Below are 19,727 nucleotides of genomic sequence, written 5' to 3' on the forward strand. Positions count from 1 at the left end.
TTGTTGCACAAAGATTTCATAACTATATGATTTTAAAAGTTTTGATTATTTTTTGATCCAAAATTAAATTTATTTAAATCAGATGCTTACATATTTATGCAACAAAGCCAAATTTAGGTGAAAGTTGTCAGATTAAATAGCTAAAATTTAAAAAGGCTTGCGAAAAAAATATAAATAATTTAAATATTATAATTATTTACTTTAAAAAAAATATTCATGTATCTTAAAAATTTAATTATTCAAAATTTTAGAAATTTTGAATCTATTGATATTCCATTGAGTAGTAATCTCGTGTTACTTGGTGAAAACCGTGTAGGTAAAAGTAATTTATTATTTGCGATGCGCTTGGTAATAGATCAAACACTTCCAGATTCAGCGAGACAATTAAGAATTTCAGATTTTTGGGATGGATGTGATCTATCAAAAAAACCTCAAATTGAAATTCATTTAGATTTTACCGATTTTGAAGATGATCCTTATTTAACTGCTTTACTAACAGATTATAGACTTGCTCATGATCATAAAACTATTCGATTAAGTTACGTTTTTAGATGTAAAGCTGAGATTACTGGTTTACCAACAAGTAGTGAAGACTTTGAATTCATTGTTTATGGCGGAGGAGTTGAAACAAGACCAATTCATAATCAAGTGAGAAGACGAATTTCTTTAGATTTTCTTGATGCATTACGTGATGCAGAAAACCAATTAGGCTCTTGGAGAAATTCACCTTTAAGACCACTCATAGAAAATACTATGGGATCAATCGGCTCAGCTGAGTTAGCCAAAGTATCAATTGACTTAGAAGCCGCAAATACGAAAATAGTTGAACAACCAGCAATCAAGGAATTGAATGATTCATTAGGTAAAAAAATCCTAAGTCTTTCAGGTAAAGGACATGATTTAAAAACATCTCTACGCTTTTCTAATGCCGATCCGTTACGACTATTTCGCTCATTAGGTATGTATATAGATGACGGCAAACGTAGTATTACTGAGGCAAGTTTAGGGTCAGCGAATGTTATGCTGATGGCTTTAAAACTAGAGGAGTTCTCATGGCGAAAAGAAAAAAATGAAAGGAATTATTCTCTATTATGCATAGAAGAACCTGAAGCGCATTTGCATCCTCAACTTCAACGTACTGTTTTTAAAAATATCTTTAAAGAAAAAAATTCTTCTCAGGCTCTCATTATTACTAGCCATTCTCCAACATTAGCATCGATTGTACCTTTACGTTCTATTATTAATTTAAGGCTCGTGAAAAATAGTACAAAAGCATTTTCATTAGCTAATTTGCCAATTAATGAAGATGAAAAAGATGATATAGAAAGATATTTGATCGCAACTCGTTCTGAAATTCTGTTTGCTAAAGGCATTATTTTTGTTGAAGGTGATGCTGAAGAGGCTTTAGTTCCTAGCTTTGCTGAGTTATTAGAACAAGACTTAGATGGACTCGGTATTACTGTATGTAATGTAGCTGGAACGAACTTTAATCCATACGTAAAATTAGCGGAGGGATTAGGTATACCATTTACAGTGATTACAGATTGGGATCCGTTAGATGGAACAAAACCAGCGTTAGGAAGAGCAAGATGTGTTGGGATTTGGGATTCTCTTTGTGAAGTTAATACCGAATTAGACATACTAACTGAAAAAAATAGAAAATGGGCTGAAACTGCTAGTTTTGAAGAGTTTAGTAGTTCATTTAGTAACGTTGGGATATTTTTAAATAATGAAACATTTGAAGTTGCTATAGTACAAACACCTAATTTAAGTTCAGTATTATTAGAGATTTTAGATGAACAAGGTTTTGGATCAACACGTACAAAGCGTATTAATGAATGGAAAACTGATTACAGTAAAATAGATAGTACACAGTTACTTGCTATGGTAAAGGATATTGGTAAAGGGCGCTTAAGCGGAAAATTAATAAAGAAAATATCTGGAGGGGAACTTATACAAGTTCCTAAATATATTCAGGACGCAATTGAGTATATGGTGAAAAATGTTTAATTACATCACTTTACAAAAAGCATTAGCAGAATTAGAAAAAAACAAAGAGCAATTTGAGGCAGTGCATTGTAAGACTCATTGTGTTGTTTTAGCTGGTCCAGGTAGTGGAAAAACAAAAACTCTCACGACAGCTATTGCTCGTACTCTTAATGAAGAAGTTATTGCTCCAAGAGCAATTGCATGTATAACTTATAATAATGAATGTGCGATTGAACTTGAAACTCGATTATCAAAACTTGGTGTTGAAACTACTGGTACAAATTTTATTGGTACAGTACATAGCTTTGCATTAACACAAATAATAATGCCTTATTATCGTTGTGTAGAATGTAATATCCCTCAAGACTTTAAAGTAGCGGGTTCAAAAGAATGCCGTATAGCGATAGAAGATGCCTATAAAAAAATATACCAAGATTCTGGAGACCCTCATAAACAATGGGAATTTGCTAAAGAAAAACGAAATCGTGAACTAGATCGGACACTCCAAAGCTGGAAAGGTCATAATAAAGAACTAGCTGAATTTATTGAGGAATATGAACAGGAACTAAGAAAAAAAGAACTTATTGATTTTGATGATATGCCTCTTATAGCATTCAGAATGATCAAAGAAAATCCATGGATTCGTAAAGCTTTAGAAGCTCGTTTTCCGATTTTATTTGTAGACGAATATCAAGATCTCGGTCATGGGCTTCATGAATTAGTTCAGCTACTTTGTTTTGATGGGAATGTTCGGTTATTTGCTGTTGGAGATGCGGATCAATCTATCTATGGATTTACTGGTGCAAATCCAGAATTACTGCAAAGTTTAACTCAACGACAAGATGTCCAAACGTTTCAATTAAGATTTAATTATCGTTCAGGAACAAAAATTGTCAAAGCATCTTCAGCAGCACTTAACGAAAATAGACTCTATGAAAGTCCTGAAGGTGCCCCTGAAGGAGAAATAATATTTAATTCTGTAAATGGGGGGATAGAAGAACAAGCGTATTTCATTGTAAATACACTACTGTCACAACTAAACACACAGGGTTTTAAAAATGAAAATATTGCAATTCTATATAGGGCCGCTTGGCTAGGAGACAAACTTGTAGAAGCTTTGGAAGCTAATCAATTACCATACCATAGAACTGATGGTAATTCTTTAATCAAAAGAAGTTCAAAGTTTTCCCGTTTTATTGAAGATTGTGCAAAATGGGTAACTGGGGGATGGAAAGATGCTGAACCACCATTTAGGGAGTTATACAAAAAAGCTTTAATTATAGTCTATGGTCATCACTACAATCAAAATGAAGAACAACAATTAGGACTTCAGCTTATTAATTTTCTTCAAAATAGTAAGTCTATAACAGAAACTGCAAATGAATGGTTATTGCGCTTTAACCAAGAACTAGTAAAACCTTGGAAAACAGTTTGTCGTAATAACTTGCAAGAATGGGAAATATGCTCAGAATTATTAGAAAAAACCTCACCTGAATCCAATAAAGACATGTCTCTTGATCTATTTTCTGGAAAAACTGAAGGAACAGGTAGATTAGCACTCACTACTTTTCATAGCTCTAAAGGTCGTGAATTTGATGCTGTTATCCTATTTGGAGTTAATAATGATGTAATACCTAATTGGAGAGATAGACAAACCTCTAAAGCATCAAAAGAAGCAAGAAGACTTTTTTATGTGGCAGTTACACGCCCTAAAAGCATATTACACTTAGTCTTTCAAAAAAATAATCATTCTGATTTCTTAGTTGATTTCTATAGAAGAACTAAACAAGAATAATAGTATAAGGCAAATTATAATCGTGAAAAATTGCATGAAGTAAACAAAGGAAAGTCAACTCTAATGGCTATTTATTTTTTAACTTTTATTTTTAAGGGACTATTACCTTAAAAGGAGTGAATATTGTCAATTGTCTTAAATGCATTTCCGTTGAAAGTCCCTGAATTAGAAGTTACAGTTTGCGAAACACCTTATAGTAAGGAAATATTGGATGAGTATCGTATCAGCCACAGGAAAACTCATTCATTCCAACGTCAAGGTAATAACATCCTTATTTTTTCAATAGATGGCACGTTTCCTAATATCGGTGCTCGAAAGACGATAAGGTTAGAAGATAATTTAGGTATTTTCTGTTCGTTAGTTAAAGTGGGGTTGATTAGACATCTCACTGGATTAGGGCGTAATCCTTCTGGATTTAATCCGATCGAATTGACAAGTATTAAGCAGAAAGATAACCTTTTGGCTCCAATTTTGGGTGAAACTTATCCATTTAAAATTTTCACTAAATACTCTATCGATACACGTATTATTAGAGGTCAACCATGCCTTGTTATTGATTGCACAACTCGTACAGTTATTGAGAAAAACTGTTTGTATTTTTTAAATAGTGCGTTCGATTTGATTGGACGGTATGCCGTTTCTGAACAGCAAGATGGATACAAGAAATTTTTAGGAACTATTAGTGGTGTAACTGGACAGATAATTTCTGTAACTCGACCCGATGGACAGATTGTACAAATCAATGCAAGTGATATTTTCCTAGAGGCTAATCGAACGAACTTTGACGATTTCATTTTTCACACGCATGGAGCAAAAAAAGATGCCGTTGTAGAGAATATTAGACGATCCATTTCTCTTTTTAATGGCGGTGATAATAAGAAAAATCACATTAATAGGCTTAAGGAATATATTCAGTCAAATATTATCCAATTGATTAATGAAGTAAATTTAGAAATTGAAGATCCACCTGATATTCAGAAAGATTGTGGACAAATGCAAAAGCCTGTATTTGTTTTTAACGATAGTAGTCAAGCTGATTGGGTCGAAAAAGGATTAACACAGCATGGTCCATATACGAAGCGTACTTTTGATAGGCATGATCCTTCAATTTGTGTAATCTGTTCAGAACATGATAAAGGGCGTGTGGAACAGTTTGTTCGTAAGTTCTTGAAAGGTATTCCAAACAGTAAATACTTCAAAAATGGGCTTGAGGGGAAATTTACGCTTGGTACTAGCCGTGTTGAAGTATTTACAACAGCTTCGGACAATCTTGGTGGGTTTAAAAGAGCAATCGAAGCTGCTATTAAGAAGAAAGCAGAGGATGGTAGTCGTTGGGATCTTGCTATCGTACAGGTACGACAGTCTTTTAAGAAACTAAAAGTTGAAGAAAATCCATACTATTTAGGCAAAAGTCTTTTTTTCATGCATCAAGTACCAGTACAAGACTTCACAATAGAGCTTTTATCACAGTCGGATTACAACCTCAGTTTTTCGCTTAACAATATGGCTTTAGCCTGTTATGCAAAAATGGGTGGTGTTCCATGGCTACTGAAGTCCTCTCCAACACTTTCCCATGAGTTAGTAATTGGCATAGGTAGTGCAAATATTGGACAGGAGCGTGGTATTAATGGACAGAGAGTTATGGGGATTACTACTGTTTTTTCTGGAGATGGTAGTTACATCGTTTCGAACACATCAAAAGCTGTTGTTCCAAAAGCCTATTGTGAAGCTTTAACGTCGGTTCTTGATGAAACTATTGAAAAAATCCAAATGCGCATGAATTGGCAGAAAGGTGATACGATTCGCTTGATTTTCCATACTCAAGTGAAGAAATTCAACAAAGAAGAGATTGAAGCTGTTCGTGCTGTTATTGATAAATATCATGATTATCAGATTGAGTATACGTTCCTTAAAATTTCTGAAGACCATGGGCTTCATATGTTTGATTCTGCTACTGCTGATGCTCAGAAAGGACGATTAGCTCCACCACGTGGAAAAATATTTCAACTTTCCAAACATGAAATGCTTATTTATTTGATTGGTCAACGAGAGTTGCGACAAGATACAGATGGGCACCCAAGAGGTGTGATTCTTAGTATACATAAAGATTCGACCTTCAAAGATATCAGGTATTTAAGTGCACAAGTTCACTCTTTTGCATCTCATTCATGGCGGAGTTATTTTCCAAATCCCTTGCCAGTGACAATTAGCTATTCAGACATAATCGCTCGAAATTTAGGATGGCTTAATCAGCTTCCTGATTGGAGTGACTCAGTCATGATTGGAAAAATAGGGCAGTCGCAATGGTTTCTGTAGAAATAGATAATGTTTATCAATTGCGAGAGTATCTGTATCTAAAAGCGTGTAAGGATGCACTCGCAGATCCGTTTAAATCTAGCTTCTTATATTTTCTGAAATTATTAGAAAACCTTCCAATTTTTGATTTCACTTCTTTACCTTTATATCAGCGTTGTGCGATCTCTGGGCTTCAAATCAAATCTGAAATAATATCAAGTAAAGATATCTCACGGTTACTTGGACAGGCTCCTAAGATTGACTCTACTCCCCGTCCTTGGGTATCAGATATTTTTGGAGTTTTGGCTATAAAATGGCTAGTTGAAAAAAATTGCGATGCGAATATCGATAATGAGTTCAGCAACTGGATTTCAGGATTTTTAGAGCAGCAAATAGAAGGTAATCATTTTAATCACTTTGAAAAAGATATTGCGTTGTTCGTCCGTCATGATAAATATGCTTCATTTTCCAGTGCATGTGTGCCACTGTTTCTTCATTACCTGAAGATATTACGTATCGAAGATCACCAAAGCCGTCTTTCCCTTATTAGCCGTTTCCAGAATGAATTTCGCGCGCTAGCAAAAGGAGAGACTTCAACTGCACTTCTGAGCTTGATCATTTATGTTTTTGACCAAATCAATCAGGATGTAGCTATAGTAGCGCCCAATGGATGGAGCTTTGATGATCTAGTTAAGTTTCTTGAAAATATTCCAGTTGGTCTCAAGCGCTGGACATGGGAGGAAACAGGTCGTACCAAAGGTGCTGAGCCAGTCAAGTGGTTGGTAGAAAATGAGTATCAGGTTCAAAACCTACTCTATGTTTTGCTCGCGCCGATATTTAATGACATCGCAGACGAAGTAACCCTTCAACCTGTAGGGCAAAAGAATCCACGTATTGATCTTTATTTACCTGCCTTACATACGATTATTGAGGTAAAGTTCCGTAAAGACATCAAAAAGTCCTTTCAAATGCTTATAGGAGAGATTGCTGAAGATGCATCACTTTACCATGTCGATACAAAATATAACGATGCACGCATTATCTGTTTTTTATGGGATAGAACGCGTGCAACGCAAGAGCATTCTAAATTCAAGGAAGGTATTTTAAAGATTAAAGGAATTAATGGCTGTGTTGTAATTAGTGCCCCCTCGACAATGGGCTAAAATGGAAGAAAGTTTTGATTTAGTTAAGCATTTGTGTACTCAGTGTGACTAACAAGACTGTGTTAAGCTTGTTTAGAATATGGTGTGGTTATGGTATTTGGTTGACTGAAGATGAGCATAAGCATTTGACTAACCATATCAATTCCAAAAACCTTGAGCGTAAAGAATTTCAGGACTTATGGAAAAAATTAACCGTAAAGCAATTTATCAAATCTAGATCGATTCTCAGAAACTGATTATTGACAGTATTAGTTGTGTTGAACGTATCGCAATTGAACGTGGGAATAAGTAAGTTTGTTGAAACACTTAGCACCATTTATAGAATTTATTTTGCAGATGATTTGAGATGCAATCCTTAGTTCAAATGAAACAGCTCAAGGTGGCGATCATGCTACCACTCAAGCTGACGTACATCCTCTCCTGCTGAAACAGGTTTGATTGAACGTACCATTCCAGATAAGCCGAAAAGTCCGAAGCAAAAGTATCGTCTTAAACCATGATTTAATTAAAAAAATATTTTGTTACACCTTTGCTTAAATAGTTAGACATGAATGAGAATTAAAAAGCGTAAAGTAAGTTTTTAAATTAAATAATTTATTATTAATCAATTGCTTAGATGGGATTTTTCTTGATTATGTTATCGAGTTTTGGTAAAAAGAAAATTACTACCAAGTGTGAGATCGATGTGATGAGTACTTTTGAAATGCAAGCTCTGACATGGAAGGCAAGGTCAAAGTATCAACAAGATGCCATTTTGATTGAAAATAAAGTTATTCAACATGATGGACTCATCACTAAACTATATAGCCATTCTGAAAAAGAAAAGTGGTGTGTTGCTGTAGCGGATGGGATTAGCAATAGTCCAGTAGCTGAGCAAGCAGCCTATACAGTTTTAAATGCTTTAACGCAAAATAAAAAGATAGAAACTTGTCAAGCATTTACCATTCAGCAGTATCTTGTTGATCAATTAGCACATCAAAAAAATAGTTTTGGAGCCAGTTCAACACTTGCACTCATTCAAAATAATGGCGAACAAGGTTTTGTGACAATTCAACATATTGGTGATAGCCGAGCTTATTTGTTTAGTCAGCATGATCAAAAGTGGCACTGCTTGACGAGAGATCACAATTATCTTGAGCAGTTAAGAGAAAGCGGCGAAGTAAAAGCTGGAGAAAACTATGCCAGTATTTATGATGCATTATTACAATACTTTTGTGCTGATCCCTTGCATGAAGTGATGGATTTTACAACAACAGCAGAATACTTAACTGAAAATGATGTCTTGTTGGTCTGTACGGATGGTGTACATGATGTGATGGAGTGTAGGGAATGGCCTGCTTTAAAAGTAAATATGGAGCTTCGAGTGTGGTTGCTCAATATGAAAGCATCATTAGATTCAAAGCAGGCGTATGACAATGTCAGCATGGTCTTAGTACGAGCAAAAATTTAATTCATTGAGAATGGGGAAATTATGCAATCAGATGATCTTTTTGAACGTGCCAAATTATTCACAAAGGAAGTGGGTGTTGTTTCTGTATCGAGTTTACAACGCCATTTTTTAATTGGGTATTCTCATGCAGAACAACTACTTAATCAGTTAATTGAAGTAAGTGTTTGTGAATCTACAAAAACTTTTGTTCTAGATTATGGGTATGGCTATAAATTGCATCAAGGTATGAAATAACAACTTTAACAATTAAAAATTTTATTTTTAGGATAATTTTTTATGGCTCAGCATCAAGTTGATCAATTTAAGACAGGGATTTGGTCAGTAAAAGAATTACTCTTAATTTTAGATCAACTCAGAATTCCTGATTATCAGCGTCCTTACAAATGGACAGAAAAAAATTTAAATGCCCTCGTCAATGATATACAGGAACATAAAGATAAATCTGCATATCGATTGGGTACTATCGTATTACACCGTGATAAAAATAATACGAGCCTTAAAAATATAAATATTGTGGATGGACAACAACGAACTTTAACTTTAATACTCCTTGTTTGGGCGGTTATTCAGAAGCAAGAATTAGATTTAGAACGAGAGGATCTGAAAACAGTTTTGAATGAAATATCGAATCAAATTAATGTCTTTATGGATGTGCAAGAATTTAATAGTGATATTAGCCATTACAATATTTATCAGAACTTTAATGCCGCTAAACGGATCGTTTCGGTAAACTTTTCGGAACAAGATATTGATTTTTTACTCAATAATTGTCAGGTTGCGGTTTTTATTTTAGATGATATTTCAGAGGCATTTCAGTTTTTTGATTCACAAAATGCACGTGGCCGTGATTTAGAACCGCATGATCTTTTAAAAGCTTATCATCTACGAGAATTTTTTGCACAGGAGCAACATTTAAAAGCCCAAACTGTTGCTCATTGGGAAAGTTTAGACTCGGCTCATTTGGCAAAGTTATTTTCGAACTATCTATTCCGTATTCGTCTTTGGTCAAGAGGAAAGTCCGCAAGATTTTTCAATAAAGATCATGTGCATGTTTTTAAAGGTATTCATCTTGGGCAATCAGACCATCATCCATATTTAGAACCATTACGCATAGCGCATTATTTTATTGATGACTATAACGCACAATATCAACGGCAAATAGATCGACAAGAAATGAGTTTCCCATTTCAGCTTGATCAAATGATCATTAATGGTCGTCGATTTTTTGAAATGGTTGAGCACTATGAAAAACAGATTAGTAAAGTGGTGGATCATCAAGAACAGTCTGAGAAGGTCTATATATTTGGTGCGGCACTACAGGATCGAGCAAATAGAATTATCAAAATATTGAATTCATATGATGCAAGAAATAGGGATGGGGATCGTTATGTGCGAACCTTGTTTGATTCTGCATTGATTTTTTATATCGATAAATTTGCTACAGATCGGTTATCAGAAGCGATTGAAAAGATTTTTATTTGGGCATATCGCTGTCGTATTAGTCAATATTCGGTGCAATTAGCAACGATAGATAATTATGTCTTAGAAAAGAACATATTCAGTTTACTGAAATATGCTCAATCACCAAGTGAACTAATCGGATGGTCACTCCCGATAGTCGATAAACAGGAAGGCACTAAAGTTGAGCCTTTGATCACTTTATTTAAAGAACTAAATTATCTCTAACAGGAACATCAGAATGAAAGCAGAGTCAATCCAAGCGCTTAAGGTTCAAGCCCTGTTCGAGAATAAACAGACTTATATTATCCCGATGTATCAGCGTAATTATGCTTGGGGTGAGAAAGAAATTGATCAGTTAATTTTGGATATTCAAGATTATCAAAAGCAACCTGATCAGTTAAATCAAGGACAGACTCAAGGAAGTAAAAAATATTATATTGGAACGTTGGTTGTTTTTGAGCGTAGCGATGGCACTTATGAAATTATCGATGGTCAGCAACGATTTACCACTTTAACCTTGTTAGCGATTTGCCTGAAACGATTATCCAAAGAAGAAAAAATTGTTCTTGATATGTCTTGGTTTAATCAATTCAATCTTGACTTTGAAAGTCGTCCAAAGTCTTCTTTAACCTTTCAGGCTTTACTTAGAGGCGATCATCTACAACATTTAAAATCATCCGAATATAACGCCGATTTAGTTCAGGGGTTTGAGTTGCTGCAACGAGCAATCGAAAAAATGATCAATCAAGGCGGTTTGAGTGGTTTTTGCAAATATTTATTTGAAAATGTAGTCATCGCACAAGTTTTAGTTCCGAAAGATACTGATCTCAATCATTATTTTGAGGTTATGAATAACCGTGGTGAACAATTAGAAAAGCATGAAATTTTAAAAGCGAAATTGATGAGCGTATTGAATCAAATCAAAGATGAAGCAGATAAAACATCAAGCATGACACTATTTATGAGTATTTGGAACGCGACTGCCAATATGGAGCGTTACGTTCAATATGGTTTTTCAACAACACAGCGTGATGTGATTTTTGGAAAGGATTGGGGTGATTTTGTTCCTGAAAATGCTTCTAGTTTACTTAAAATTTTTAGCAGAAATATAGAATCACAAGAACAAACAAATTCGAAAAGCAATTTTCAATCTATTTCTGAAATGTTAAAAAAAGTGCCTGAGCGTATTAAAAATAAAGATACAAAAGAAGAAAAGCCTGAACGATTCAACAGTATTATCAATTTTCCGAATTTCTTATTACAGGTTTTACAAATTTGGCTAAGTCAAACGAACCGTAATGAAAAAGTGGCATTGGATGATAAGCAACTGATTGATCAATTTGAAAAACATATTCTTTTAAAAGGGCAGGGAAACCCAGAGCATGAAAGGGTTATTGAGAATGTAAAAGGTTTTATGTTTACCTTGCTGAAGTGCAAATTTATATTTGATCAATACATTGTTAAACGGGATTATTCTACGGATCATGATGATTGGAGCATAAAAAAACTTAAACGATATGAAAATACAGGTTCTTATGTGAATACTTTTGAGGTAAATAATACTGATATTGCTCAAAGAGTTCTCTTATTGATGACAGCATTTCATGTATCCACGCCCACCTTGTCTTATAAATATTGGTTAAATGGTGCACTGTATTGGCTTTATCAAAATAAAGATAAATCTGTGTCTGACTATTTTAATGCATTACAACATTTAGCGAGAAAATTTATTTTTCAGCGGTATCTAAATGAAAAACAGATTGATTATTTTGATTTGATTTATGGCAATCAGACAATTGATGATTTTAAAATTGATCAATCCAAACTAAGCTTTGGCAATATTGAAAATAATTTTGTCTTTAACTATTTGGATTTCTTGATTTATTGTGATGCAGAAAATAGCAATGATAAGGTAATCAAAAACTTTAAATTTACGCAACGGAGTTCGGTTGAGCATTTTTATGCACAACAGATAGAGGGAGAGCGTGATAAATTAGATCATGAAAATTTACATCGCTTTGGGAACTTGTGTCTCATTAGTTCAAGTAAAAATTCAAGCATAGGGAATCGCTTGCCAAGTGCTAAACGTGATTATTTTATGCCTGAGATAAGGAAGGGTAAAATTGATACCCTTAAATTGTATTTGATGATTCAAACGCTTGAAGAAGAAAAAGTTTGGAAAAAAGAACAAATCCTAGATCACGAGAAAAAGATGCTTGATTTGTTTGAGTTAGATTACCAAGACTTTGTGAAATGAGTGTCGGTTAGTCTATTCAATGTTAAAATGAACGTATATAGAAACACCTGATAGGAAGAGAACTATGACTAAACGTTTAAGTGATTTTAAAATTGAAAATAGAAAGCCACGTTCAGCAATGGCTGGTCAACTATTATCAATTCCGTTTGATGACAACGAGGCAACAAAGCGTGTTGTAATGCATAGTGCAAAACGTGTCATTCAACAACATAAGAAAGAAATTCAAGAGTTAGCTTATAAATGAGTACTATCAATTCGACATTTGTAATCGCTGTTCATGATGAAATTTTGAGGCAAACAGGAGTTGGTCGAGAGGGGTGTCATCTTGATAAATTAGAAAGCGTGTTAAGCAGAATTGATCAACAAATGTATTACAATCAGGTTGATGATCTTTATGAAATAGCAGCTTGGTACGGTATTGCAATATCAAAAGGACATGCATTTGTTGATGGGAATAAACGCACAGGCCTTGCTGTAATGCTTACTTTTCTTGAAATTCAAGGCGTAAGTATTCAAGATAATACAGGGCTTGATGATTTAATGGTGGATATTGTTGAAAGTCAGGATGATCATGAAATTCTTGCACAAAAAGTTTCAGATTTCTTGTATGAGCTCTCAGAAATATAGTGAATTGAAGCTTTTTAGGTTAAATAATAATCAAACAAAATTAAAATAATAGAACAGCAAAATTGGACAAAATGTGGACGTTATTTGCGCCTATTTTACGCCTAAAATTTAAAATTTTTTTAATAAGTTTTTGATTTAAAATATAAATAAAATTTCACTCGTCCAATCCATCATCGGTGCAACACTGATTCGTGGAGATTGAGGGGTTTCAATGGTTTTGTCAGTATTCATTAAAAAATCAGACTCTTCATCAGTGTTCATCAGTTTCTATCGGCAAATACATGGTTAACGCACTATGTTTTGAAGTAGAAGTGGTGCAAAGAAATATGTGGGAAATTACATGAAAATCAGATGTCGCAAAGCCAAAGCGTCAATCCATTTATTGAGCACGATACAGCACAATGTAATGAGCTGAAATGCATTCATTACTGATAGGAGGATCTTTGGGAATGGACGAAAAATGAAACTCGATGCTTCATTTTTATTCAGGTATTTCCGATAGCACGCAATACTATCACAAAAATGGAATACATTCATTGAGAGGTATTATCTGCTTTTATCAAGCTTAGAACTTATAATTAATGGTAAGAGGAGCAGCCAATATTCATTAGATACATTGAAATATAGAAAACAGAATGTTTTTTTTCGATAGAACCTTCACACTGAACTAGCGGGATTTATCAATCACTATGTCCTAGCAGGGTTGAATTGAATTTAGCTTAATCATTCAGTATGTTGAATACATAGAAGAATAAAGTATAGGAAAAGCCGATGTTGCTTTTAGAAGAAATTTTTAAAACTAAAAAAGTACAACAGAGTGATGAGTTTAATCTGAGAATACATCGTGGGCTGAGTTGGTTAAAGCAGGCATTACTGCTCGATCATGATCCCGATTTACAATTTATCAGCCTCTGGATTTCCTTCAATGCGATATATGCACAAGACTTGGGGCAAAGTCAGGACAAACAGAGTTTACGTCAGTTCTTACATTTAATTTGCCAACATGATGTCGATCATAGAATTTATAGCATTTTATGGGACAAATTTAGTCAGCCTATTCGTATGCTCTTAGACAACCAATACACCTATCAAGGGTATTGGGACTATCAAAATAAGAAAATTGCTTTAGAGGTCTGTAAGGCTCAGCTTGAACAAGAAAAGAAGAAAGTGGCGAAAGCGCTACAGCAGAAGCATTCGGTCGATATTTTACTGGTACTGTTTAACCGTTTATATACCTTGAGAAATCAGCTGATGCATGGCGGTTCAACCTATAAGAGTTCATTGAACCGCAAGCAGCTACAAGATGGCTGTCAAATTTTATCGGCTTTGCTGCCCGCATTTTTGTACATTGCTTTGGAGAATGCAGATAGTCTCGATTTGGGTAAACCCTTTTACCCCGTGGCTCAGGTCAGTTAGCGTTCAAAATGAAGTACCCAAACACAAAGACAGTTTACTGAGTAAACTGTCTTTTTGAGGGTTAAGCAATACCCTGTTTTTTGCTATACAGGGTATCCAGCAGAGCAAAGACACCTGCCATCATCACCAGTGTAATACCGACTAAACACGTACTGCTCCAGCCGCCGTGATGCCATGCATAGACACCTAGCGCCGAGCCACACGCACCACCAATAAAATATAAGGTCATATAGATGGAGTTCACCCGAGACTTCGCATCGGGGCGTAAACGGAAAATCACGTTTTGGTTACAACTGTGTGTGGTTGCAAGCCCTAAGTTAATCAGTGCATAACCGATGATGTAGCTGATGAGTGAACTCCCGCCTAAATATAGGAACACCCAACTGAGGGCTAACGTCCCGCAGCCGACCCAAGTCAAAAGCAGGGTATAACCGCGATCGGCCCATTTACCAATCCACTGGGTGGAGAGTGCGCCAAATACGCCGACCAAAGTCACTACGCCGACTAAAACATCCGAAAGTTGAAATGGCTCAGAGGTTAAAAGTAGGGCAATGGTTGAAAACAGCATACTCATGGCAGCAAAAGCAAATCCACCCGTGATTGAGCGAAACACTAAACGAGGTTCTTGTTGTAGCAGACTCCCCATGGACTTAAAAATGTCGAAATAGGTGATTTTGAGTTTTGGTAGTTGAGGCAGTTTTCCTTTCATCAGAAGAGCCAAAGCAAACATGGCAATGCCACTCAGCACATAAATCATTTTCCAGTGCCATAAATCTGAGAGTAATCCCGCCACACTGGTCGACAGTAAGATCCCGACCAATAAGCCACTCATGAGGAAACCGACCACTTCTCCCGTTTTTTCAGGTTTGACTGCCATCGTGGCCAGAGGAATCAGCACTTGTGCTGCAACTGAAAAGAGTCCTGTAATAATGGTGCCTAGCCAGAGCATCGATAAGTTGGTGGATGTCGCACAGATAAACAGCCCAGCAGATGCTCCAAACATCAGGAATGGAATTAGTTTGGCTTTGTTCAGCATGTCGCCTAAGGGCACAATGAACAGTAAACCCAAAGCATAGGAAACTTGCGCAAAGGTTACGGTCAAAGCCACTTGTTCTTCTGGTGCTTGAAAGCTTTGCTGAATAGAGGAAATCAAAGGCTGGCAATAATAGTTTGCCCCTGCACATAAGCCGCAGACAATTGCCATCAGCCAGAGCAGAGATTTGTCTCGACTGATGTCGAAAGAAGTATTCATAATGAGCCTTTGATGAGGGAGTATTTTTTAGAATGACGTTTACATCGTGCTTGAGTTAAATAGATGCATCGTTTCAGAAATTGTATACGAAGCTGATTCAAAAGCCTAAAACAAGCGAGAAAAGACTGCATAAAAAATGAGTCGAAGATGAAGACACAGAAAATAGTATGACCTGTTCTCAGGCTGACGTTTTCATCTAATAAAATCAAAAAAATGATGATATTTCGAATTTCCTGTCAAAAAATATTAAAAATCTTTAAAAAATTCTGAATATGGCCGTCTATTTTGTATGAAATTGTTGCATTCGATCATTTTTACTCATCTTGCACATCAAAGATTTGGGACAAATTACTGAAATATTCATCTATTTAAGGTGTTTTTGATCAATTATGGTGCATTTTTGCTTAGGATTAGTATGTCAATGCGCGCCATTATCATCCGATAAAATATGAAAAGAACATTTTTGTTGGTCATTCCTCGTTTCAGATCTAGTTAAACGTGATCAACCCCTCCCTGTATTTTTAGATGATCCATTTCAAATACGCGTTTTAGTTGAGCTAAATTTTGAGCATTGGCATTTTTGATCGATGAAAAATAGGGACAGGCCAATTCGAAGCTTTTGCAAATGGGGCAAAACTGTCATTTAAGTCAATGTCTGCAAAGTTTGCGTGACGGCAGATGGTAAAGCTCGATAAATGACGGGTTCGGGTTAATCTGAACGTGGTGGTTCATATTCTTGAATTGGTCAAAAAGATCAATACTGCGGAATTAACGGACTTGCTTTTGTGCAAAAAAAGTGCAGATTTTAGTGTGTAAAGATCTGTGGTTCAGAATTTGAATAGAAATAAATCAATTTTTAAGCAGATTCAAAGCAAATAAACGCAATATCACCCAATATTTTTTATGAATCACCAGTTCAGTATATGGGTATTTATTAAATAAATAGTGGGTGGTATTTTAAAAAAGTTTCATTAGAATCCAAAAATTCATAAGAACATCCTGTGAGGAAACATTGCCTAATGGGTGATGTTTACTTTAAGAAAAACTAGCTTGAGGGACGCTCATGCAGATCGGAATTCCAGCCGAAACTGTCGTCGGTGAAAATCGTGTAGCCGCAACGCCAGAAACGGTAAAAAAGTTGATCAGTGCTGGTCATAGTGTAGTGATTGAACGTAGAGCGGGTGTGAAAGCTGCTTATATCGACAGTGCCTATGAGCAAGTCGGTGCTACGCTGACAGATGATGCCTATACTGGTAGCCAAATGATTTTAAAAGTACGTGCCCCTCAGGGTGCTGAAATTCAAAAGCTTGCGCCAAATACATCGGTTATTGCCATGTTTGACCCGTACCGTAATACGGAGCTTGATCAATTTGCGTCACAACACGTGTCTGCATTTGCTTTGGAGCTACTGCCACGAACTTTATCTCGTGCGCAGAACATGGACGTATTATCTTCACAAGCTAACTTGTCGGGTTACAAGTCAGTGCTTCTTGCTGCGGCAGAGTACCAGCGCATGTTCCCAATGTTGATGACGGCTGCGGGTACTGTAAAACCTGCACGTGTCGTGATCATGGGGGTCGGTGTTGCAGGTCTACAAGCGATTGCGACAGCAAAACGTTTGGGTGCTGTGGTTGAAGCAACGGATTTACGTCCGACTGCGAAAGATCAAGTGGAATCTTTGGGTGGCAAATGGTTAGACGTACCTATGTCAGCGGAAGAACAGCAAAAAGCAGCCGATGCTGCGAAAAATGGTTATGGTTGGATGCCGGGTGAAGACTATATCCGCGATCAAGCCATTATTGTGGATAAAGCTGTATCGAATGCGGACATCGTGATTACTACTGCACTTTTACCAGGTCGTAATGCGCCACGTCTGATTAAGGCGGAAACAGTTGCCAAAATGAAGCCAGGTTCTGTGATTTTAGATATGGCGGTTGAAACGGGTGGTAATGTCGAAGGTTCACAATGCGGTGAAACTATTGTGACTGACAACGGTGTGACCATTTTAGGGATTCCAAACATTCCGTCTACAGTTTCAACTGAAGCTTCTGCTTTGTATGCACGAAATGTTTTGAACTTCTTAGATACTTTATTTGATGCAGAGAAAAACTTTGCTATCAATCCTGAAGAAGAAATTCAAAAAGCCCTTCTAGTAACTCATGGCGGTCAAGTACTGCTGAAGCGTGGTTAAGGAGATAGATCATGGTTGAAACAATTACAATTTTCGTCCTTGCCATCTTTGTAGGCTACTACGTCGTGTGGGGCGTTACGCCAGCACTACATACACCACTTATGGCAGTAACCAATGCATTGTCATCGATCATCGTGGTGGGCGCAATGATTCAAACGGTGGGGATTCCTGCAATTGGTGTTGATGCGAATGTTGCATTCCAAAGTGTGAATGTGGTGAGCATTTTAGGTGCGATTGCGGTGTTCTTAGCAAGTATCAATATTTTTGGTGGCTTCGCAGTAACTGCTCGCATGCTTGAAATGTTCAAGCCAAAGCAAAAGAAAAAAGAGGGCTAATATATGGAATTCATTCGAGACTATGCGGATTGGTTCTACCTGATTGGTGCTGTCCTCTTTATCTTAACTTTACGTGGTTTGTCTGGTCCGAAGACGGCAATTCAAGGTAACCGTTACGGCATGATCGCAATGGCGATTGCTGTAGTGACCACCTTCTTTGTGGCAGATCATCCTGTGATTTGGATGATTGGCGGTGCGATGGTGCTGGGTGCTATTGTGGGTATTGCCCGTGCGCGTACTGTACCTATGACGCAGATGCCTGAAACTGTTGCTTTAATGCACTCATTGGTGGGCTTGGCTGCGGTATTGATTGCGATTGCGGCAATTCTACACAACAACCAACTGACTGCGTTGTTTGCACAAAATGAAGCAGCATTAACTGCTGCGGGTGTGCAACATGCACACATGAGCAAGGTTCATTTATTTGAATTGTTCGTGGGCTGTTTCGTTGGTGCGATTACCTTTACAGCGTCTGTATTCGCTTATGGTAAATTGGCTGCGAAAAAATGGGCAAAAACCATTTCTGGTGCATGGGTTAAACCTTTACAAGCGCTGATTTTCCTTGCAATGTTGGCATGTGGTGTGTACTTCTTCACAACAGGCAACATGAATGCATTCTGGGCTATGACTGCACTGGCACTTGCATTCGGTTGGGTGTGGATTGCACCAGTCGGCGGCGGTGATATGCCAGTGGTGGTATCGCTATTGAACTCCTTCTCTGGTTGGGCAGCAGCAGGTATTGGTTTCACACTTGAAAACAATATGTTAATCGTTGCGGGTTCACTGGTGGGTTCTTCAGGTGCGATTCTGTCTTACATCATGTGTAAAGCCATGAACCGTTCAATCATCAACGTTTTGTTTGGTGGTGCAATGGGCGGTACAGCGGTAGCTTCTGCGGACAAAGGCGAACAAGCACAGCGTAACCATCGTTCTGGTTCAGCAGATGACGCAGGCTTCTTGATGTCAAATGCAGACAGCGTTGTGATCGTACCGGGTTATGGTATGGCGCAAGGTCGTGCACAAAATGCGGTGAAAGAACTGTGTGAAATCTTGAAAGAACAAGGTGTAAAAGTGCGCTTTGCCATTCACCCAGTGGCAGGTCGTATGCCGGGTCACATGAACGTACTTTTGGCTGAAGCAGATGTTGCGTATGAAGACATCTTAGAGATGGATGAGATTAACTCAGACTTCCCTGCAACAGATGTGGTGCTTGTGATTGGTGCGAATGACGTGGTCAACCCTGCGGCGAAAGACGATCCAACATCTCCAATCTATGGCATGCCAATTCTTGAAGCACATAAAGCACGTACCATTATGGTCATCAAACGTTCTATGGCGACAGGTTATGCAGGTCTAGACAACGACTTGTTCTATAACGAAAAAACCATGATGATCTTCGGTGATGCGAAGAAAGTGGTTGAAGACATGACTAAAGCAATCAACGGTGGTGGACACTAACCCTCCTCCTAGAGTGTATAAAGACCACCTTCGGGTGG

Annotated in this window: 15 protein-coding genes and 2 pseudogenes; 16 read left to right on the top strand and 1 reads right to left on the bottom strand. The window is 36.9% G+C overall.

The window, feature by feature from the left end:
* Positions 1–216: 216 nt before the first annotated feature.
* From MN200_RS02895 to MN200_RS02955, 13 genes and pseudogenes are all read left to right on the top strand, one after another.
* Positions 217–2,010 (top strand): AAA family ATPase, encoded by a 1,794-nt coding sequence (locus MN200_RS02895; RefSeq protein ID WP_114392477.1) that lies wholly within the window; start codon positions 217–219, stop codon positions 2,008–2,010.
* The gene (locus MN200_RS02900; RefSeq protein WP_058870689.1) at positions 2,003–3,784 is read left to right on the top strand and encodes an ATP-dependent helicase; all 1,782 of its coding nucleotides are present in this window, start codon (positions 2,003–2,005) and stop codon (positions 3,782–3,784) included. Before MN200_RS02895 ends, MN200_RS02900 begins: the two co-directional genes overlap by 8 nt.
* Positions 3,785–3,907: 123 nt before the next feature.
* Positions 3,908–6,100, top strand: coding sequence for a stem cell self-renewal protein Piwi domain-containing protein (locus MN200_RS02905; protein WP_087527547.1), 2,193 nt, complete (start codon positions 3,908–3,910; stop codon positions 6,098–6,100).
* Entirely contained in the window at positions 6,088–7,242 is a 1,155-nt protein-coding gene (locus MN200_RS02910; RefSeq protein ID WP_058870691.1) for a hypothetical protein, read from the top strand. The genes MN200_RS02905 and MN200_RS02910 overlap by 13 nt, the downstream gene beginning before the upstream one ends.
* A 107-nt stretch (positions 7,243–7,349) precedes the next feature.
* Positions 7,350–7,553: pseudogene (locus MN200_RS02915) on the top strand (hypothetical protein); the annotation flags it as partial.
* Positions 7,552–7,742 (top strand): annotated as a pseudogene (locus MN200_RS02920) (Fic family protein); the annotation flags it as partial. The pseudogenes MN200_RS02915 and MN200_RS02920, both read left to right, overlap by 2 nt.
* 188 nt (positions 7,743–7,930) lie before the next feature.
* Entirely contained in the window at positions 7,931–8,692 is a 762-nt protein-coding gene (locus MN200_RS02925) for a protein phosphatase 2C domain-containing protein (RefSeq protein WP_114393040.1), read from the top strand.
* Positions 8,693–8,713: 21 nt separating this feature from the next.
* Positions 8,714–8,926 carry a DNA translocase FtsK gene (locus MN200_RS02930; protein WP_058868940.1) on the top strand — a complete coding sequence of 71 codons (213 nt, stop codon included), beginning with the start codon at positions 8,714–8,716 and terminating at the stop codon, positions 8,924–8,926.
* Between the two features lie 42 nt (positions 8,927–8,968).
* Positions 8,969–10,378 carry a DUF262 domain-containing protein gene (locus MN200_RS02935; protein ID WP_058868941.1) on the top strand — a complete coding sequence of 470 codons (1,410 nt, stop codon included), beginning with the start codon at positions 8,969–8,971 and terminating at the stop codon, positions 10,376–10,378.
* A 13-nt stretch (positions 10,379–10,391) separates the two neighbouring features.
* Positions 10,392–12,410, top strand: coding sequence for a DUF262 domain-containing protein (locus tag MN200_RS02940; protein ID WP_058868942.1), 2,019 nt, complete (start codon positions 10,392–10,394; stop codon positions 12,408–12,410).
* A gap of 64 nt (positions 12,411–12,474) precedes the next feature.
* Entirely contained in the window at positions 12,475–12,654 is a 180-nt protein-coding gene (locus tag MN200_RS02945) for a hypothetical protein (protein ID WP_005218293.1), read from the top strand.
* Positions 12,651–13,037 carry a type II toxin-antitoxin system death-on-curing family toxin gene (locus MN200_RS02950; protein WP_005218292.1) on the top strand — a complete coding sequence of 129 codons (387 nt, stop codon included), beginning with the start codon at positions 12,651–12,653 and terminating at the stop codon, positions 13,035–13,037. The genes MN200_RS02945 and MN200_RS02950 overlap by 4 nt, the downstream gene beginning before the upstream one ends.
* 771 nt (positions 13,038–13,808) lie before the next feature.
* Positions 13,809–14,453, top strand: coding sequence for a HEPN domain-containing protein (locus MN200_RS02955; protein ID WP_058868943.1), 645 nt, complete (start codon positions 13,809–13,811; stop codon positions 14,451–14,453).
* Positions 14,454–14,514: 61 nt separating this feature from the next.
* Here MN200_RS02955 and MN200_RS02960 read toward each other — a convergent pair whose 3' ends face one another.
* Complete coding sequence (locus MN200_RS02960) at positions 14,515–15,705, bottom strand: MFS transporter (protein WP_058868944.1); 1,191 nt, start codon at positions 15,703–15,705, stop codon at positions 14,515–14,517.
* A 1,063-nt stretch (positions 15,706–16,768) separates the two neighbouring features.
* Between MN200_RS02960 and MN200_RS02965 the strand changes: the two genes are divergently transcribed.
* The 3 genes from MN200_RS02965 to MN200_RS02975 are packed head-to-tail and all read left to right on the top strand — an operon-like array spanning position 16,769 to position 19,689.
* Entirely contained in the window at positions 16,769–17,896 is a 1,128-nt protein-coding gene (locus MN200_RS02965; protein ID WP_058868945.1) for an NAD(P) transhydrogenase subunit alpha, read from the top strand.
* A gap of 11 nt (positions 17,897–17,907) precedes the next feature.
* Positions 17,908–18,231: a proton-translocating transhydrogenase family protein gene (locus tag MN200_RS02970; RefSeq protein WP_004692331.1), complete on the top strand. Its 324-nt coding sequence runs from the start codon at positions 17,908–17,910 to the stop codon at positions 18,229–18,231.
* A 3-nt stretch (positions 18,232–18,234) separates the two neighbouring features.
* Positions 18,235–19,689 carry an NAD(P)(+) transhydrogenase (Re/Si-specific) subunit beta gene (locus MN200_RS02975; RefSeq protein WP_058868946.1) on the top strand — a complete coding sequence of 485 codons (1,455 nt, stop codon included), beginning with the start codon at positions 18,235–18,237 and terminating at the stop codon, positions 19,687–19,689.
* The last annotated feature ends 38 nt before the right edge of the window (positions 19,690–19,727 follow it).

It is taken from the genome of Acinetobacter sp. LUNF3 (assembly GCF_022699605.1).
Taxonomy (GTDB): Bacteria; Pseudomonadota; Gammaproteobacteria; order Pseudomonadales; family Moraxellaceae; genus Acinetobacter; species Acinetobacter johnsonii.

Excerpts from the sequence above, each read along its gene's own strand:
- MN200_RS02895 (WP_114392477.1), top strand. The coding sequence starts at position 217 with ATGTATCTTAAAAATTTAATTATTCAAAATTTTAGAAATTTTGAATCT.
- MN200_RS02900 (WP_058870689.1), top strand. The coding sequence starts at position 2,003 with ATGTTTAATTACATCACTTTACAAAAAGCATTAGCAGAATTAGAAAAA.
- MN200_RS02910 (WP_058870691.1), top strand. The coding sequence starts at position 6,088 with ATGGTTTCTGTAGAAATAGATAATGTTTATCAATTGCGAGAGTATCTG.
- MN200_RS02925 (WP_114393040.1), top strand. The coding sequence starts at position 7,931 with ATGAGTACTTTTGAAATGCAAGCTCTGACATGGAAGGCAAGGTCAAAG.
- MN200_RS02930 (WP_058868940.1), top strand. The coding sequence starts at position 8,714 with ATGCAATCAGATGATCTTTTTGAACGTGCCAAATTATTCACAAAGGAA.
- MN200_RS02935 (WP_058868941.1), top strand. The coding sequence starts at position 8,969 with ATGGCTCAGCATCAAGTTGATCAATTTAAGACAGGGATTTGGTCAGTA.
- MN200_RS02940 (WP_058868942.1), top strand. The coding sequence starts at position 10,392 with ATGAAAGCAGAGTCAATCCAAGCGCTTAAGGTTCAAGCCCTGTTCGAG.
- MN200_RS02945 (WP_005218293.1), top strand. The coding sequence starts at position 12,475 with ATGACTAAACGTTTAAGTGATTTTAAAATTGAAAATAGAAAGCCACGT.
- MN200_RS02950 (WP_005218292.1), top strand. The coding sequence starts at position 12,651 with ATGAGTACTATCAATTCGACATTTGTAATCGCTGTTCATGATGAAATT.
- MN200_RS02955 (WP_058868943.1), top strand. The coding sequence starts at position 13,809 with ATGTTGCTTTTAGAAGAAATTTTTAAAACTAAAAAAGTACAACAGAGT.
- MN200_RS02960 (WP_058868944.1), bottom strand. The coding sequence starts at position 15,705 with ATGAATACTTCTTTCGACATCAGTCGAGACAAATCTCTGCTCTGGCTG.
- MN200_RS02965 (WP_058868945.1), top strand. The coding sequence starts at position 16,769 with ATGCAGATCGGAATTCCAGCCGAAACTGTCGTCGGTGAAAATCGTGTA.
- MN200_RS02970 (WP_004692331.1), top strand. The coding sequence starts at position 17,908 with ATGGTTGAAACAATTACAATTTTCGTCCTTGCCATCTTTGTAGGCTAC.
- MN200_RS02975 (WP_058868946.1), top strand. The coding sequence starts at position 18,235 with ATGGAATTCATTCGAGACTATGCGGATTGGTTCTACCTGATTGGTGCT.